13 protein-coding genes are annotated in these 16,633 nt (G+C 64.9%); 6 read left to right on the top strand and 7 right to left on the bottom strand.

Annotated elements, in window-relative coordinates; genetic code table 11:
- The first annotated feature begins 42 nt into the window (after window positions 1–42).
- The 4 genes from ACXZ1M_RS00380 to ACXZ1M_RS00395 all read left to right on the top strand — a co-directional run bounded on the left by ACXZ1M_RS00380 (window position 43) and on the right by ACXZ1M_RS00395 (window position 6,513).
- Window positions 43–3,435, top strand: coding sequence for a hybrid sensor histidine kinase/response regulator (locus ACXZ1M_RS00380; RefSeq protein ID WP_459051274.1), 3,393 nt, complete (start codon window positions 43–45; stop codon window positions 3,433–3,435).
- Complete coding sequence (locus tag ACXZ1M_RS00385) at window positions 3,419–4,351, top strand: response regulator (RefSeq protein ID WP_459054091.1); 933 nt, start codon at window positions 3,419–3,421, stop codon at window positions 4,349–4,351. Before ACXZ1M_RS00380 ends, ACXZ1M_RS00385 begins: the two co-directional genes overlap by 17 nt.
- Window positions 4,352–4,418: 67 nt before the next feature.
- Window positions 4,419–5,690, top strand: coding sequence for a DUF445 domain-containing protein (locus ACXZ1M_RS00390; RefSeq protein ID WP_459051275.1), 1,272 nt, complete (start codon window positions 4,419–4,421; stop codon window positions 5,688–5,690).
- Between the two features lie 22 nt (window positions 5,691–5,712).
- Window positions 5,713–6,513, top strand: coding sequence for a substrate-binding periplasmic protein (locus ACXZ1M_RS00395; RefSeq protein WP_459051276.1), 801 nt, complete (start codon window positions 5,713–5,715; stop codon window positions 6,511–6,513).
- Here the strand turns inward: ACXZ1M_RS00395 and ctaD are convergent.
- The 3 genes from ctaD to ACXZ1M_RS00410 are packed head-to-tail and all read right to left on the bottom strand — an operon-like array spanning window position 6,500 to window position 10,304.
- Window positions 6,500–9,016: a cytochrome c oxidase subunit I gene (gene ctaD, locus ACXZ1M_RS00400; protein WP_459051277.1), complete on the bottom strand. Its 2,517-nt coding sequence runs from the start codon at window positions 9,014–9,016 to the stop codon at window positions 6,500–6,502. The two genes, ACXZ1M_RS00395 and ctaD, sit on opposite strands and share 14 nt — an antisense overlap.
- The gene (locus ACXZ1M_RS00405) at window positions 9,013–9,948 is read right to left on the bottom strand and encodes a cytochrome c oxidase subunit II (RefSeq protein ID WP_459051278.1); all 936 of its coding nucleotides are present in this window, start codon (window positions 9,946–9,948) and stop codon (window positions 9,013–9,015) included. The genes ctaD and ACXZ1M_RS00405 overlap by 4 nt, the downstream gene beginning before the upstream one ends.
- Window positions 9,945–10,304, bottom strand: coding sequence for a c-type cytochrome (locus ACXZ1M_RS00410; RefSeq protein ID WP_459051279.1), 360 nt, complete (start codon window positions 10,302–10,304; stop codon window positions 9,945–9,947). The genes ACXZ1M_RS00405 and ACXZ1M_RS00410 overlap by 4 nt, the downstream gene beginning before the upstream one ends.
- An 80-nt stretch (window positions 10,305–10,384) precedes the next feature.
- Here ACXZ1M_RS00410 and ACXZ1M_RS00415 point away from each other — a divergent pair, with 80 nt between their 5' ends.
- Window positions 10,385–11,233, top strand: coding sequence for a c-type cytochrome (locus ACXZ1M_RS00415; protein WP_459051280.1), 849 nt, complete (start codon window positions 10,385–10,387; stop codon window positions 11,231–11,233).
- Window positions 11,234–11,248: 15 nt separating this feature from the next.
- Window positions 11,249–12,421 (top strand): AI-2E family transporter, encoded by a 1,173-nt coding sequence (locus ACXZ1M_RS00420; protein WP_459051281.1) that lies wholly within the window; start codon window positions 11,249–11,251, stop codon window positions 12,419–12,421.
- Here ACXZ1M_RS00420 and urtE read toward each other — a convergent pair.
- From urtE to urtB, 4 genes are read right to left on the bottom strand one after another with little or no spacing between them, the layout of a single operon-like run.
- Window positions 12,399–13,097, bottom strand: a complete 699-nt coding sequence (gene urtE / locus ACXZ1M_RS00425; protein ID WP_459051282.1) for an urea ABC transporter ATP-binding subunit UrtE — start codon at window positions 13,095–13,097, stop codon at window positions 12,399–12,401. The two genes, ACXZ1M_RS00420 and urtE, sit on opposite strands and share 23 nt — an antisense overlap.
- Window positions 13,098–13,101: 4 nt before the next feature.
- Entirely contained in the window at window positions 13,102–13,896 is a 795-nt protein-coding gene (urtD, locus tag ACXZ1M_RS00430) for an urea ABC transporter ATP-binding protein UrtD (protein WP_459051283.1), read from the bottom strand.
- On the bottom strand, window positions 13,893–14,969 hold the full coding sequence (gene urtC / locus ACXZ1M_RS00435) for an urea ABC transporter permease subunit UrtC (protein ID WP_459051284.1): 1,077 nt from the start codon (window positions 14,967–14,969) through the stop codon (window positions 13,893–13,895). The genes urtD and urtC overlap by 4 nt, the downstream gene beginning before the upstream one ends.
- Entirely contained in the window at window positions 14,966–16,546 is a 1,581-nt protein-coding gene (urtB, locus tag ACXZ1M_RS00440; protein ID WP_459054092.1) for an urea ABC transporter permease subunit UrtB, read from the bottom strand. The genes urtC and urtB overlap by 4 nt, the downstream gene beginning before the upstream one ends.
- Window positions 16,547–16,633: the final 87 nt, after the last annotated feature.

Consider the following 16,633-nt stretch of genomic DNA (forward strand, 5'->3'; position numbering starts at 1 on the left):
AAAATTGCTTAAAAAGCAGCTAGTCCACTAGCTGCTTTTTTTATGACCTCGACACAGCGCATCGTCAAAATCCGGCGCGATTACAATACCTGGGTGGCCAATGAGACCATCGAGGATTACGCGCTGCGTTACACGCCGCGCGCGTTCCGGCGCTGGTCGGTGTTTCGCGTATCGAACACAGCGTTCGGGGCGATCTCGTTCCTGGTGCTAGAGGCCATCGGCGGCACCATCACCGTCAACTACGGCTTCATCAACGCGCTGTGGGCCATCATGGCCATCGGCCTGATCATCTTCCTCACCGGCCTGCCGATCAGCTACTACGCCGCCCGCCACGGCGTCGACATGGACCTGCTGACGCGCGGCGCCGGCTTCGGCTACATCGGCTCGACCATTTCGTCGTTCGTCTACGCCTCGTTCACGTTCATCCTGTTTGCGCTGGAAGCGGCCATCATGGCCTATGCGCTGGAGCTGTATTTCGGCCTGCCGCTCTATCTCGGCTACATGGTCAGCGCGTTGGTGGTGATTCCGCTTGTGACGCATGGCGTGACGCTGATCTCGCGCATCCAGATGCTGACGCAGCCGGTCTGGCTGATCCTGATGGCCCTGCCCTTCATCGCCATCTTCATCAAGCGCCCGGAACTGCCTGGCCAGTTGATGACGTATGCTGGCCGCGACGGCACGCACGGCCAGTTCAATGTGCTGATGTTCGGCGCGGCGACGGCGGTCGGCGTGGCGCTGATCACGCAAATCGGCGAGCAGGTTGACTTCCTGCGTTTCATGCCGCAGCAGACCAAGGCCAACCGCCTGCGCTGGCACTTCGGCGTGCTGCTCGCCGGGCCGGGCTGGATCCTGCTCGGCATCGCCAAGATGCTGGGCGGCGCGCTGCTGGCATGGCTGGCGATCAGCAGCGCCATGCCGCTGGAGCATGCGGTGAATCCAACCCATATGTACCTGGCCGGCTTCGGGCTGGTGTTCGAGCATCCGCAACTGGCGCTGGCCGCGACCGCGCTGCTGGTGGTGGTGTCGCAGGTGAAGATCAACATGACCAACGCTTATGCCGGCTCGCTGGCGTGGTCGAATTTTTTCGCGCGCCTGACGCACAGCCATCCGGGCCGCGTGGTGTGGGCCGTGTTCAACGCGCTGATCGCCGTGCTGCTGATGGAGCTGGACGTGTTCCAGGCGCTGGACCAGGTACTGGGCCTGTACTCCAACATCGCCATTTCGTGGATCACGGCGGTGGTGGCGGACCTGGTGATCAACAAGCCGCTGGGCCTGAGCCCCAAGGGCATCGAGTTCCGACGCGCCTACCTGTACGACATCAACCCGGTGGGCGTGGGCGCCATGCTGCTGGCCTCCGCGCTGTCCATCGCCGCCTTCATGGGCGTGTTCGGCGTGCAGGCGCAGGCCTTCTCCGCCTTCATCGCGCTGGTGACGGCGCTGGTGACTTCGCCGCTGATCGCCTACGCCACGGGTGGCCGCTATTACATCGCACGCCAGCCGGAGCACGTGCATAGCAAGACCTGCGTCATCTGCGAAAAGGAATACGAAGCCGAGGACATGGCGCACTGCCCAGCCTATCAGGGTTCCATCTGCTCGTTGTGCTGCTGCCTCGACGCGCGCTGCAACGACGCCTGCAAGCCGCATGCGCGCGTGGCGGTGCAATGGCAGCAGGCCATGCGCGCGCTGCTACCGCAGTCGCTGTGGCGCTACCTGAGCAGCGGGCTTGGGCACTATCTGCTGCTGATGATCGTCACCGTGCTGTTCCTCGGCGCGCTGATGGGATTGATCTACTACCACGAGCAATCGGTGCTGCCGGCCGGCGCGCAGGCCCTGCTGCCGCAGCTGCAACTGGTGTTCGTGAAGATCTTCGCCGCGCTGCTGCTCACCAGCGGCATCGTCGCCTGGTGGCTGGTGCTGACCAGCGAAAGCCGCCGCGTGGCGCAGGAAGAGTCGAACCGCCAGACCGGTTTGCTGACGCGCGAGATCGAGCTGCACCAGCAAACCGACGCCCAGCTGCAGCAGGCCAAGAAGACCGCCGACCTGGCCAACCAGGCCAAGAGCCGCTACATCGCCGGCATCAGCCACGAGATCCGCACGCCGCTCAACGCCATCCTCGGCTACGCGCAGTTGCTGGACAACGATCCCGCCATTCCGGCCCATCGCCAGCAGGCCGTGCGCGTGATCCGCAACAGCGGCGAACATTTGCTGTCGCTGATCGAAGGTACGCTGGACATCGCCCGCATCGAAAGCGGCAAGCTCAATTTCGACATGAAGGAGCTGGACTTCCCGGACTTCATCGGCCAGGTGGTGCACATGTTCGAACTACAGGCTGCCAACAAGGGCCTGGCCTTCCGCTACGAACTGACCGGCGCCCTGCCGCGCTGCGTGCGCGCCGACCGCAAGCGGCTGGGCCAGATCCTGATCAACATCCTCGGCAACGCCGTCAAGTTCACCAGCCATGGCGGCATCGTCATGCGTCTGCACTACGCGCGTGAGATGGCGTCGTTTGAAATCGAAGACACCGGCCCCGGCATCCTGCAGGAAGAGATCGACCATATTTTCGAGCCATTCTCGCGCGGCAGCGCCAGCGCGCACGCCAACGCCAGCGGCACCGGCCTGGGACTGCCGATCGCCCGGATGCTGACGCAGCTGATGGGCGGTGAGCTGAAAGTACGCACCACGCCGCGCGGCAGCATCTTCCACGTGCGCCTGTTCCTGCCCAGCGTGCACGCGCCGGGCGGCCGCACGGCTGGCGGCGGCGCATCGCATGCTGCGGCCGCTCAGTTGCAACGCATCGGCTATGCCGGCCCGCGCCGCAGCATCCTGGTGGTCGACAATGAGCGCGTGGATCGCGAACTGCTGCTCAACATCCTGCAGCCGCTGGGCTTCGAAGTGGCGCAGGCGGCGTCCGGCCTGGAATGCCTGGACCAATACGCCAGCTTCAAGCCGGACCTGATCCTGATGGACCTGGCCATGCCCGGCATGGACGGCTGGGAAGCCAGCTACATCCTGCGCCGGCGCGAAATGTCGGTCACGCCGATCGCCATCGTGTCTGCCAACGCCTTCGACAAGGGCATGGAAAATCCGGCCGCCATCCGCGCCGAGGACTTCTTCGTCAAGCCAGTGAATGTGACAGAGCTGCTGGACTGGGTCGGCGCGCGGCTGTCGCTGGAATGGATCACGCAGCCACCTCTTAAGGCGCCCACGCCCGCAGCGGCGCCGGAACTGGTGTTCCCGCCGGATGAAGCCATGACGGCGCTGCGCGAATTGATACGCGTCGGTTATGTGCGCGGCATCCAGAACAAACTCAATGAAATCGGTGCGCTCGATCCGCGTTACCAGCATTTCACCCACACCATGCGTAACTTTGCCGCCCGCTTCCAGCTCGATGCGATGGCGGATTTCGTGAAAGAGAATGATGAACTTCAACCGTGAAGCCGTGAACACACCCGTGGTACTGGTGGTGGACGACGTGCCGGAAAACCTGGCCGTGCTGCACGACGCGCTCGACGAATCGGGCTACACCGTGCTGGTGGCGAACAACGGCGCCGCCGCCCTGATCCGCGCCGCCGAGGCGCAGCCGCACATCATCCTGCTGGACGCCATCATGCCCGGCATGGACGGCTTTGAAACCTGCCGCCAGCTCAAGGCCAACCTGGCCACGCGCCATATTCCCGTGATCTTCATGACCGGCCTGACCGAGGCGGAGCACGTGGTCACAGCGTTCGAGGCGGGCGGCAACGACTACGTCACGAAGCCGCTGCGCACCAGCGAGGTACTGGCGCGCATCACCTCGCACATGCAGACCGCGCAGCTGGTGGACCAGGCGCGCAGCGCGCTGGACGCCTTCGGCAACGCCGTCATCGCCATGACGCCGCGCGACGGCAAGATCGTCTGGCAAACGCCGTTGGCGCGCACGCTGATGCAGGGCTATCTGGCCGACACCGGGCTACAGGAGCAGTTGCCGGGGTGGCTGCAGGCGACGCAGCTGGCGCACAGCCAGGGCCAGTCGCACCCGCCGCTGACGCTGGCGCGCGGCAGCCGGCGCCTGATCTTTTCGGCGGCGGAGTACAGCGAGAACGAGCAATGGATGATCGTGCTGCGCGAGGAATCGGATGTGGCCACCATTGAATCACTGATGAACTGCTTTAAGCTCACGCAGCGCGAGTCCGAGGTGCTGAACTGGGTCATCAAGGGTAAGACCAACCGCGACATCGGCGACATCCTCGGCACCAGCCCGCGCACCGTCAACAAGCACCTGGAGCACGTGTTCGTTAAACTCGGCGTGGAGACGCGCACCTCGGCGGCGGCGGTCGCCCTCGGCAAGATCCGCGCAGCGACGAGCGCATAGCCTCCCCCCGCGCCCGCGCCGGGCATTCGTGCCGGGCCTCGCGCGCAGTCCGTGCCATAATCGCCGCATGGATAAAGAAGCCGAATTAAAGCGCTCCAAGCGTCTCGCGCTGTCGCTCCTGCTGGCGGCGGCGCTGGTGTTCGTCGTCACCTCGCTGCTGCCGCGCGGCTTCTGGACCGACTGCTTGCGGGCGGTGTCGGAAGCGGCCATGGTCGGCGCGCTGGCCGACTGGTTCGCCGTGGTGGCCCTATTCCGCCGCGTGCCGATCCCCTTCATCGCGCGCCACACCGCCATCATCCCGAACAACAAGGAGCGCATCGCCGACAACCTGGCCGGCTTTGTCGACGAAAAATTCCTCAAGCCCGAATCGCTGGCGGCCGTCATCCTGAAAACCGATCCATCCACCCATGTGGCGCAATGGCTCCGCGAGCCCGCCAACCGAGGCTACCTGGCCGGCCACCTGCTCAAGCTCCTGCCGGAAATCCTGGCCACCGCCGACGATGTGCGCATACAACAGCTGCTGCGCGACGCGCTCAATACGGCCATCGGCAAGCTTGATCTGTCACGCTCCCTGGGCGCGCTGCTGGCCGGACTGACGCGCGACGGCCGCCATCAGGAACTGCTGGACGACGGCATGGTGGCCCTGATGGGCCTCATCAACCGCCCCACCACGCGCGAGATGATCGCCGGCCAGATCACCGCCTGGCTGAAACGCGAACACGCCACCATGGAACTGATGCTGCCCACCGAGTGGATCAGCGAAAGCGGCGCGGCCATGATCGCCAAGGCGCTGCAGAACACCATGGAAAACATCGCGGCCGATCGTGACCACAAGCTGCGCATCAAGTTCGACGGCGTGGTGCAGCGCTTCCTGGAGCGATTGGAGTCGGACCCGGAGTTCCTCGCCAAGGGTGAGGAATTCAAACGCTACCTGCGCGACGGCGATCCGTTCAACGCCTACATCAAGGACCTGTGGGGCAGCGTAAGGGACTGGATCACGGCCGATATCGCCAGCCCCGACTCGCGCCTGAACGCCGGCGTGGAACAGGCCAGCGCATGGCTCAGCGAGGAACTGCTGGCCCATCCCGACATGCGCGCCTCGCTCAACCAGCACCTGGCCGGCATGGCCCGCACGCTGGCGCCGGCCTTTTCCAGCTTCTTCACGCGCCACATCAGCGACACCGTCAAGGCCTGGGACGACAAGGACATGTCGCGCCAGATCGAACTCAATATCGGCAAGGACCTGCAGTTCATCCGCGTCAACGGCACGCTGGTGGGGGGCATGATAGGCCTGTTGCTTTATGCCTGTTCGCAGACGATGGCGTGGCTGGCGCACTGACTATCGTGTTAACATGTAATCCATGAAAATATGCCAGGCCCTGTTCATTTCAGCGCTGTGCGCTGGTGCGCACGCGGCCGACATTCCGGTCACGATCTACGGTGACGCCGGCTATCCGCCCTATTCCTATGAACAGAACGGCAAGCCGGCAGGCCTGTATTACGACATCGTGCGCGCCGCCACCGGCTATATGCAAGGCTACAAGGTCACCATCTTGACCGTGCCCTGGAAGCGTGGCATGGCGATGCTCAAGGCCGGCACCGGCTTCGCCTTGTATCCGCCCTACATGAACACCAAGGACGAGCCGTGGACCTGGCCCTACTCGCAGCCACTGTATGAGGAACACGTGGTGGCGGTGTGCCGCAAGGACGTGCTGGCGGCGAAGCCGCGCAAGCGCTGGCCGGACGACTTTTACGGCCTCACCATCGGCAACAACGCCGGCTTCATCGTCGGCGGCGAAGCGTTCGACAAGGCGGTGCAGTCAGGCAGTCTGCGCGTAGAGGAAGCCAAGGACAGCGAGACCAATATCATCAAGCTAGGCCTGAAGCGCATCGACTGCTACATCAACGACCGCGTCTCCATCCAGTGGACACTGAACAAGATGAAGGCCGACGGTAAATATCAGGAAGGCGTCAGCCACGCCGAGCTGGCGGAGGCGGTGCAGATCGCTACCAAGCAAGGCTACCTGGGTTATACAGACCGTGACAAGGGCGTCTATGCGTTCAAATCAGATTTCGTCAAGCAGTTCGACGCGGCTATCACGCAGATGAAACGCAGCGGCGAATTGGAAACCATCACCCGCAACTTCTTCAAGACGCATTGATGATCCGCAGCGCGGCGGCGATGCACAGGCCCTGCAACGTCGTGTAGTGCCACACCAGCGTGCAGTTATCCAGCGTGGCGCGATTGACCGCAGTAAGGCGTCCGGTCCATGAACGCGCCAACAGGTAGATGCACAGGATCGCCAGCAGCACCGCATGCAATCCTTGGTAAGCCAGCATCGCCGCCACCGTTGCGCCCCATGCCGTGGCAACGGGATCGAGGCCGGCTGCGCGCTGGCTACCGAGATCCATGCCCACGCCGCCCAGCATGCAGACCAGGGCCAATACGAAAGCCAGCCGCTGCCAGCCACTCGCCGCGTGGCGCCGCGCCCATGCGATCAACAGCGAGCCGGCGACCAGCAAGCCGCACGACGCCCACGTGGCTGCTGCGGACGGCAGGCTGCTGCCGGGCGGCGGGCACACTTCCAGCCGCATCGCCGTGTGGATGTGCGCGAACAGGAAGGATGCGAACACTGTGGCGTCCACCACCAGCATGATGATGGTGGCCCACCAGGAATGCGATAACACGCCGCGCGCGCCGAGCGGCAATGACACCGCGTCCGCCACGCGCACCATGCGCTGCGGCGGCAAGCTGTCCGACTGCCACATCCACGCCAGTACAGAGGCCACCGCCACCAGGCCGCAGGCCCACGCCGCCAGCGCCATCTCAACCGTCAGCAGCAGAAAGAAGCCGGCCGTGCCGATGGCGGCGGCGAACGGCCACCAGCTGTCGCCCGGCAGCACCTGCACGTACAGCGGCCGCGCCATCACGGGGCTGGTGACGATGGTTTCGCGGCGGCCGGTGGCGCTACCCGGCAGCCAATGCGCGCCGGCTTCCACTTCCTGCGGCAGTTGCGGGTTGTCCCACAACGGCTCGCGCGAGCGCACGTCCGGAATGCTGCGGGTGGCGTAGTCCTCGGTGTGCAGCCACTCCAGCGTGGGCGCCTGCCATGGATTGCCGTGCCGGCGCTTCGGCTTGCGCAGCGTGCGCACGGCGTCGATCATGAACAGCAGCACGCCCAGCGCCAGGATGAAGGCGCCGATGCTGGACACGAGATTAAGCAGGTTCCATCCCATCTCCGGCGAGTAGGTGTAGACGCGGCGCGGCATGCCCAGCAAGCCGGTGAGGTGCATCGGGAAGAACGCCACGTTCATCCCGACGAACATCAAGCCGAACACCCAGCGTCCCAAGCGTTCTGACAGCTGGTGGCCGTTCACCAGCGGCATCCAGTAATACAGCGCGCCAAACATGGGGAATACGAGTCCGCCGATCAGCACATAGTGGAGGTGGGCGACGATGAAGTAGCTGTCGTGCGCTTGCCAGTCGAACGGCAGTACCGCCACCATCACTCCGGTCAGCCCGCCGAGCAGAAAGATGAACAGGAAGCCCAGCACGAACAGCATCGGCGCATTGATGCGCACCTGTCCGCGCCACAAGGTGGCGATCCACGCGAACACCTGTATCGCGGTCGGCACCACCACCATCATGCTGGCGGCCGATACCAGCGTGGCGGACCACAGGCTGAGGCCCGCCGTGAACATGTGGTGCGCCCACAGCGCGAAGCTGATGACGCCGACCGCACCCAGCGCGATCACGACCGGCCGGTGGCCCACCAGCGGCGAGCCAACCAGCGTCGGGATCATCATCGACACCATGCCGGCCGCCGGCAGGAAGATGATGTACACCTCCGGGTGGCCGAAGAACCAGAACAGGTGCTGCCACAGCACTGGATCACCGCCGCGCGCGGGAATGAAGAACGGCCAGTCGTAGGCGCGCTCCAATTCCAGCAGCGCGGTGCCGGCGATGATGGCCGGGAAGGCGAACACGATCATCAGCGCGATCACCAGCATGGCCCAGGCGTAGACCGGCATGCGGCTGAGCGTCATGCCAGGCGCGCGCGTGAACAGGATGCCGACGATGAGTTCTATCGCGCCGGCGATGGCGGAGATTTCGATGAAGCCTATGCCCAGCAGCCAGAAGTCGGCGTTGATGCCGGGCGAGTGTTCCTTGCCGGTCAGCGGCGGATACATGAACCAGCCGCCGTCCGGCGCCAGGCCGGCGAATAAGCTGAGGAAGAAACCGAGGCCGCCGGCCGCGTAGGCCCAGTAGGCGTATGCAGACAGGCGCGGAAACGGCAGGTCGCGCGCGCCCAGCATGGCGGGCAGCAGGAATACGGAGATCGCCTCCACCACGGGGATCGCGAACAGGAACATCATCACCGTGCCGTGCATGGTGAATACCTGGTTGTAGACGGCGGCGCTGAGCAGGCTGCTCTCCGGCAGCGCGAGCTGGGCGCGGATCATCAGGCCGAGTATCCCGGCCAGCACGAAGAACAGCAGCGCGGTGCCGATGTACAGCAGGCCGATGGTGGAGTTATTGACGGTGGTGAGGAAGCGCAGGCCTTTCGGTGTACGCCAGATGCGCTCCAGTTGTTCCAGCTCGCCGTCCGGGCGCGGCACGGAGCTTGGCAGGGGTGGATGCGGATCGCTGCGCGGCGTGGTCATTTCAGCTGCTCCAGGTAGGCGGCCAGCGCTTGCAGGTCGGCCAGTGGCAGGTCGGCGGAAGCCGGCATGCGCACACCGGGCTTGCTGATATGAGGATTGGCGATCCACGCCTCCAGCGCGCCACGATCATTGCGCAAGGTGCCCGCGCCGATGTGCAGGCGGCTGCCGACGTGCGTCAGGTCCGGTCCAAGCGTGGCCTGCGCACCCTGCGCACTGCCGCCGGCGCCACGGATCGTATGACACGCCCCGCAGCGCTGCTGCTCGAAAATACGCCGCCCGGCCTGCACCACCAACGGCTCTCTGGCCGGCCTGGCCTGCGCCGCCAGCCACGCCGCAAATTCCGCCTCGCTCTGCGCAACCACATGCAAGGCCATGCGTGCATGCTGTTCGCCGCAATACTCCGCGCACTGCCCGCGATACACGCCTGCGTGATCGGCCTGTAGCGTCATGCCATGCCAACGGCCCGGCACCATGTCCACCTTGCCCGCCAACGCCGGCACCCAGAAGCTATGAATCACATCCGCACTGCCCAAGCCCAGATACACAGGCCGCCCCACCGGCAACCGTATCTCATTGGCCAACACAATATCCGGCCCGCCCGCCGGATCGGTATAGCGCACCTCCCACCACCACATCCGCGCAATCACCGCAATCTTCACCGCATGCTGCGACGACGGCATACTCAATTGCGCGCCGCGCCAGGTGGAAAAAGCCAACAACGCCGACAGCACCACCACCGGCAGCAGCACACCACCACCGATCAGCCAAACACGCGACCGCACCTCGCGCCGCCCGCGCAATCCCATCACGCACAGCACCATTACGCCAATAAAGATCACCGTCGCGCCGGCAGTCAGCACCCACGCCAATTGCCCGATCACCTCCGCGTCCGGCCCGGCCGGGTGCAGCGCCGATTGCTGAGGACTCGTCATGGCAGCGCGTACAGATAAGCGGCCATGTGGCGCCCATCCTCGGCCGACACGCCCATCGCCGGCATGGTGGTGGAAGGCTTGAGCGCGGCCGGATCGACTAGCCAGCGCACCAGCGCATCGGGCGTATTCGGCACACTGCCCGCGATATAACTACGACCGCCGAAACTGTCCAGTGGCGGCCCGATCTGCCCGCGCGCGGCGGCCACGCCGGCCACCTGATGACATGCCCCGCATTGATATTGCGCCATCAGCAGCTTGCCGCGTTGCGCATCGCCGCCCTCCACGCGCGCAGGTGCAGGCCCGCCGCTATCACAAGCGGCCAGCCATGCCAGCGGTAGGAGAAAAAGGATGCGCACGATTGGAACCTGCCTTAGCCCGTCATCTCGATATACTATAAGAATCACAACTTTCATGTCTTTTCAACAGGACGCAGGTAATGACCATGCCCCGTCGCCGCCGACTTGTCGCCATCACTGCCGTCGCCACATTGGGCGCGCTGGCGGCGCTCGGCGCTGCGGGCGGCGTGCTGCTACTGTACGGCGGCTACTACAACGTCGGTGCCACGCGTTCGCACTTTCAATGGGTGCACAGCCTGCTGGAAATCGGCCTGCGCGAATCCGTGCGGCACCATGCGCGCGAGATCACGGCGCCATTGAATCCTGGTCCCGCAGTGGTCCTGCGTGGCGCCGGCCTATATCGCGACAACTGCGTCACCTGCCACGGCGCACCCGGCGTCGCGCAAGGCGACATCGGCAAAAGCATGCAGCCCATACCTGGCCCGCTGGCCGACGCCGCGCGGCGCTGGCGTCCCAACGAGCTGTATTGGATTACACGCCACGGCATCAAGATGAGCGGCATGCCGGCGTGGGAATTTCATCTGGCAGATGAAGACATCTGGTCCGTGGTCGCCTTCCTGACGGTGCTGCCGACATTGTCGCCACCGGCCTACACTGCGCTGGCCGAGCAGGCCGGCCATCCAGCGCGCGCGCCGCGTCCCACGCAAGCGCAAGCCGATGCGGAACGGGGCCGGTTGGCGCTGACCCAGTACGCGTGCAACGCCTGCCACCTCATCCCCGGCGTGACCGGTCCCGCGACGCTGGTCGGCCCGCCGCTGCGCGATTTGGCGGCGCGGCAGTACATCGCCGGCGGCCTCTCCAACAACCACGCCAACCTCGCCCTCTGGCTGCGGGAGCCACAGCGATTCCAGCCGCATACCGCCATGCCGGCCATGGGTGTCACAGAGTCGGACGCGCGCGACATCGCCGCCTACCTGCTCAAACCATAAACGGAGAAAACCAACATGCCCACGCCCAGCCCATCGCCACCGGCCGCCCCACCCTCGCCAGCTGCCGAGTCCTTGCAGCCTTCGCCGCCTTTTCAGCCCGCGCAATCATCGTCGCCCTCGCCGTCCCTCTCACCGCGCGGCAGCGAGCGCAGTTTCCTGCATCGCGTGGTGCTGGCCTACGGCATCGCCATGTTATTCATCCTGGTGCTGGCCGCACTGTGGTTCGGCGCGGAAGTCTTCCTGTTGTTGTTCGCCTGCGCGCTGTTCGCCATCCTGCTATATGAACTGAGCCGCCGCATGGCCGAGCGCCTGCCCATGCGGCGCGGCGTGGCCCTCACCATCATTGCGCTTGCGCTGGCCGCGCTGATCGGTGGCGGTGGCTGGGCGCTCGCGCCGCAAATCGCCGAGCAAGCGACGGAGCTTGGCTCCGTGGTGCCGGACGCAATCGAACGGCTGCGCGCCGCAGTGGCGCACAACGCCTTCCTGCGCAGCATCCTGTCCGACCTGCCAAGCGCGGAGCAAATACGCAAGCAATTGACAGCCATGGTGCCGAATGCGGGCCTGGTATTCACCGGCGTGTTCGGCGCGCTGGGCAACGCCGTCATCGTGTTGTGCGTGGGCCTGTACTTCGCGGCCCAGCCGACGCTCTACATCGACGGCTTTATCAAACTCATTCCCAAAACGCGGCGCCGCCGCGCGCGCGAAGTGCTGGATGCCATCGGCGACACGCTGGCGCGCTGGCTGGTGGGCAAAGTAGCGTCGATGATCGTAGTGGGCGTCGCCACCGCGACCGGCCTGTGGGCGCTGGACGTGCCGCTGGCCATGGTGCTCGGGCTGATCGCCGGCCTGCTCGACTTCATCCCCTACATCGGCCCGTTGATGGCCGGCGTGCCGGCGGTGTTGATCGCCTTCTCCATCAGCCCGGAACTGGGCCTGTACACCATGCTGCTATTCCTCGGCATCCAGCTGGCGGAAGGCTACCTGCTCTCCCCGCTGATCGAAGCGCGCAGCGTATCGCTACCGCCGGCACTGACCATCGCCATGCAAATGCTGCTCGGCGCCCTGTTCGGCATGGCCGGCATCGCCCTCGCCACGCCGATAGCGGCAGTCCTCTCCGTCCTGGTCACCATGCTCTACGTCCAGGACGTGCTGGGCGACTCCCCGCCTAAACCGCCAGATGGCGCTTGACTTCGGGGTCGTTCATTGCCGCTTGCGCGCCGGCGGCGACTACTTCGCCGCGTGATAGCACCATGAACTGGTCGGCCAGTTCGTGGGCGAAGTCGAAGTATTGTTCGCACAGCAGGATCGCCATGTCGCCGCGCTGGCGCAGCAGGCGGATCACATTGCCGATGTCCTTGATGATCGATGGCTGGATGCCTTCGGTCGGTTCGTCCAGGATGATCAGCTTGGGCTCCGCCAGCAAGGCGCGGGCGATCGCCAGTTGCTGCTGCTGGCCGCCGGACAGGTCGCCGCCGCGCCGGTGCAGCATTTCCTTCAGCACCGGGAACAGTTCGTACACCTCGCCCTTGATCAGGTGCGCCTTCTTGCCGCTGTGCGTGGCGAGCCCCATTAGCAGGTTTTCCTCCACCGTCAACCGCGCGAAGATTTCGCGGCCTTGCGGCACGTAGGCGATGCCGGCCCGCGCACGCTGGTGCGGCGCCAGTTTGGTGATGTCGCGCCCTTCCAACCTGACGCTGCCCGCCGATACCGGCAACACGCCCATCAGGCATTTGAGCAGCGTGGTCTTGCCCACGCCGTTGCGGCCCAACAGCGCCATGCACTTGCCCTTTTCCAGCTCCAGCGAGACGCCGCGCAAGGTGTGCGAGGAACCGTAGTATTGGTTGATTTTTTCTACTTGCAGCATATCGTTACCGTCCCAGATAGACTTCGATGACCCGTTCATCGGCCTGCACTTCGTCCATGCGTCCTTGCGCCAGCACCGAGCCTTCGTGCAGCACCGTCACCACGCCTTGCTGCGCGATCTCGGTGACGAAGGCCATGTCGTGCTCCACCACCATGATGGAGTGCTTGCCGCGCAATTCGTTGAGCAGCTCCGCCGTGCGCGCTGTTTCAGCGTCCGACATGCCGGCCACCGGCTCGTCCAGCAGGATCAGTTGCGGCTCCTGCATCAGCAGCATGCCGATCTCCAGCCACTGCTTCTGGCCGTGCGACAGCAGCCCGGCCAGGCGCTGTTCGCTGCCGTTCAGGCGGATCTGCTTGAGAATCTCTTCGATCTTGCCGCGCTGTTCCGATGAGAGACGCGCGAACAGCGTAGGCCGCACGCGCTTGTCCATCTTCATCGCCAGCTCCAGGTTCTCGAACACCGTGTGCTGCTCGAACACCGTGGGCCGCTGGAACTTGCGGCCGATGCCGGCGTGCGCGATTTCGTGTTCGCTCATGCGGCTCAGGTCCATGGTCTGGCCGAAGAAGGCCGTGCCGGAAGTCGGCCGCGTCTTGCCGGTGATGACGTCCATCATGGTGGTCTTGCCCGCGCCATTCGGCCCGATGATGCAGCGCAGCTCACCGACCGAAATATCCAGACTCAGTTTGTTCAACGCGCGGAAGCCGTCGAACACCACGCTGATCTCTTCCAGGTACAGAATCGCACCGTGGGTGGTGTCCACTCCCTGCAGGGCGATGCGCCCATCGTTCATTGCGCTCATGCCTGCTCCTTCTTGCGTACGAGTCCGGCCAGGCCGCTAGGCAGATAGCGGGTGACCAGGATGAAGATCAAACCCAGGGCGAACAGCCACAGGTCCGGGAATGCGCCGGTGAACCAGCTTTTCAAACCATTCACCGAGAATGCGCCGATGATCGGGCCAAGCAGCGTGCCACGCCCACCGACCGCCGCCCAGATCACCATCTCGATCGAATTCGCCGGCGACATTTCGGAAGGATTGATGATGCCGACCTGCGGCACATACAGCGCGCCCGCAATCCCGCACAGCACCGCCGACAGCGTCCACACAAAGAGCTTGAACCACAGCGGGTTGTAACCGATGAACATCAGGCGCGATTCCGAATCGCGCACGCCCTGCAGCACGCGGCCCAGCTTGGACTTGACGATCCAGCGGCACAGCAGCAGCGCGCCCACCAGCGCCGCCAGCGTCACCAGGTACAGCGTGGCCTTGGTGCCCGGTGCGCTGATGGGAAAACCCAGTATCCGCTTGAAGTCCGTGAAGCCGTTGTTACCGCCGAAGCCCGTGTTATTCCGGAAGAACAGCAGCATGAAGGCGTACGTCATGGCCTGCGTGATGATCGAGAAGTACACGCCCTTGATGCGCGAGCGGAAGGCGAAGAAGCCGAACACGAAAGCCAGCACGCCAGGCACCAGCACGATCAACGCTAGCGCCACCCAGAAGCTGTCGGTGCCGCTCCAGTACCAGGGATAGGTTTTCCAGTCGAGGAAGACCATGAAGTCCGGCAGGTCGCTCTGGTACACGCCTTCGCGGCCGATGGAGCGCATCAGGTACATGCCGTGCGCATAGGCGCCCAGCGCGAAGAATACGCCGTGGCCCAGCGACAGGATGCCGGCGTAGCCCCACACCATGTCCAGCGCCAGCGCGGCCAGCGCGTAGCACATGAATTTGCCGATCAGGCCCACCAGATAGCTCGATACGTGCAGCGGGTGGCCATCGGCAAAGAAGACATTCAGCAGCGGCAGCACCGCCAGCAGCACGGTGAAGCCGACGATGCCGCTCCACGCCTTGCGCGAAAACAGAGATGGATGGTTCATTCAGCGCTCCTGCCTTTCATGGCGAACAGCCCTTGCGGACGCTTCTGGATAAAGATGATGATGAAGATTAGGATGGCGATCTTGGCCAGCACCGCGCCGGCCACCGGCTCCAGGAATTTGTTGGCTTCACCCAGTCCCAGTGCGGCAATCACGGTGCCGGCCAGCTGGCCCACGCCGCCCAGCACCACCACCATGAAGGAGTCGACGATGTAACTCTGGCCCAGGTCCGGCCCCACGTTGCCGAGCTGCGACAGTGCCACGCCACCCAGGCCGGCGATGCCGGAGCCGAGGCCGAAGGTCATCATATCGATCTTGGCGGTGGAGACGCCCACGCAGCCGGCCATGCGGCGGTTCTGCATGACGGCGCGCACGAACAGGCCGAGACGCGTTTTGTTCAGGATCAGCCACACGCCGCCCACCACCAGCGCGGCGAAGACGATGATGGCGATGCGGTTGTAGGCCAGCACCAGCGAGCCAAGCACGGTGACGCCGCCGGACATCCAGGCCGGATTGGCCACTTCCACGTTCTGCGCGCCGAAGATGGTGCGCACCGCTTGCATCAGTATCAGGCTGATGCCCCAGGTGGCCAGCAGCGTTTCCAGCGGACGGCCATAGAGCCAGCGGATCACCGTGCGTTCCAGCGCGATGCCGACCAGCGCCGTCACCAGGAAGGCGGCCGGCAGCGCGGCGGCCAGGTACCAGTCCAGCGCATCCGGCATCCAGCGGCGGAAGGCCATCTGGCACAGGTAAGTGGTGTAGGCGCCGATCATCAGCAGCTCGCCGTGCGCCATGTTGATAATGCCCATCAGGCCGAAGGTGATGGCGAGGCCCAGCGCCGCCAGCAGCAGCACGCTGCCGAGCGAGATGCCGTAGAAGATGTTGCCGATGAATTCAGTGCGCGCGAGGCGGCTGTCGAGCGCCTGCAGGGTGTGGGCGGCGGCGACGCGCACGCTTTCGTCGGCGTCGTCGGTGACGATGGCTTGCAGCGTCGGGCGGAGGTTGGCGTTGCTGCTCTCGGCCAGCGCTTCGACGGCGGCTCGGCGGCTGGCGGCCTGCGGCGATTGCAGGTTGGCGGTGGCGGCGACCAGGCGCAGCATGCTGCGGATTTCGGCGTCGGTTTCCTTGCTGAGAGCTTTTTCGATCAGCGGCGCTTGCGCGTAGGTGGCGGTTTTTTGCAGTTCGGTGACGGCGGCCAGGCGTTGCGCGCGGTTCGGCGAGAACATCTTGAGCGCGGACAGCGCTTCGTCGACCGCACCGCGCAGGCGGTTGTTGATCATCAGGCCATCCAGGCCTTCCGGCAAGGGGCCGCTGGTACCAGTGGCGGCGTCGATGGCCTTGTCGTCGGCGACGATGTATAGCTTGCCGTCGGGCGTGGTATAGACGTCGCCGTTTTGCAGGGAAGTCAGGAAGCGCGTGGCGTCGTCGTTGGCGAGTGCGCCGATTTTAGCGATGGCTTCGACGCGGGCGTCGGGATCGTCACCGGCCAGTGGCGCCAGCATGGCCGGATCGATCGCCGCGCGCGCGGCGCCGGCCAGCAGCAGGCATGCAAGGAGAAGGAGTTTTTTCAAGATGCGTATTCCTTAGTTGATGCGATTGGCTCAGCATGGATTCCCGCTTTCGCGGGAATGACGGCGGCTATACGGCCGGCGGCACGCAATTGCAGT

The organism is Duganella paludis (assembly GCF_054461335.1).

Coding starts and splice junctions, on each gene's coding strand:
- ACXZ1M_RS00380 (WP_459051274.1), top strand. CDS start 43: ATGACCTCGACACAGCGCATCGTCAAAATCCGGCGCGATTACAATACC.
- ACXZ1M_RS00385 (WP_459054091.1), top strand. CDS start 3,419: ATGAACTTCAACCGTGAAGCCGTGAACACACCCGTGGTACTGGTGGTG.
- ACXZ1M_RS00390 (WP_459051275.1), top strand. CDS start 4,419: ATGGATAAAGAAGCCGAATTAAAGCGCTCCAAGCGTCTCGCGCTGTCG.
- ACXZ1M_RS00395 (WP_459051276.1), top strand. CDS start 5,713: ATGAAAATATGCCAGGCCCTGTTCATTTCAGCGCTGTGCGCTGGTGCG.
- ctaD (WP_459051277.1), bottom strand. CDS start 9,016: ATGACCACGCCGCGCAGCGATCCGCATCCACCCCTGCCAAGCTCCGTG.
- ACXZ1M_RS00405 (WP_459051278.1), bottom strand. CDS start 9,948: ATGACGAGTCCTCAGCAATCGGCGCTGCACCCGGCCGGGCCGGACGCG.
- ACXZ1M_RS00415 (WP_459051280.1), top strand. CDS start 10,385: ATGACCATGCCCCGTCGCCGCCGACTTGTCGCCATCACTGCCGTCGCC.
- ACXZ1M_RS00420 (WP_459051281.1), top strand. CDS start 11,249: ATGCCCACGCCCAGCCCATCGCCACCGGCCGCCCCACCCTCGCCAGCT.
- urtE (WP_459051282.1), bottom strand. CDS start 13,097: ATGCTGCAAGTAGAAAAAATCAACCAATACTACGGTTCCTCGCACACC.
- urtD (WP_459051283.1), bottom strand. CDS start 13,896: ATGAGCGCAATGAACGATGGGCGCATCGCCCTGCAGGGAGTGGACACC.
- urtC (WP_459051284.1), bottom strand. CDS start 14,969: ATGAACCATCCATCTCTGTTTTCGCGCAAGGCGTGGAGCGGCATCGTC.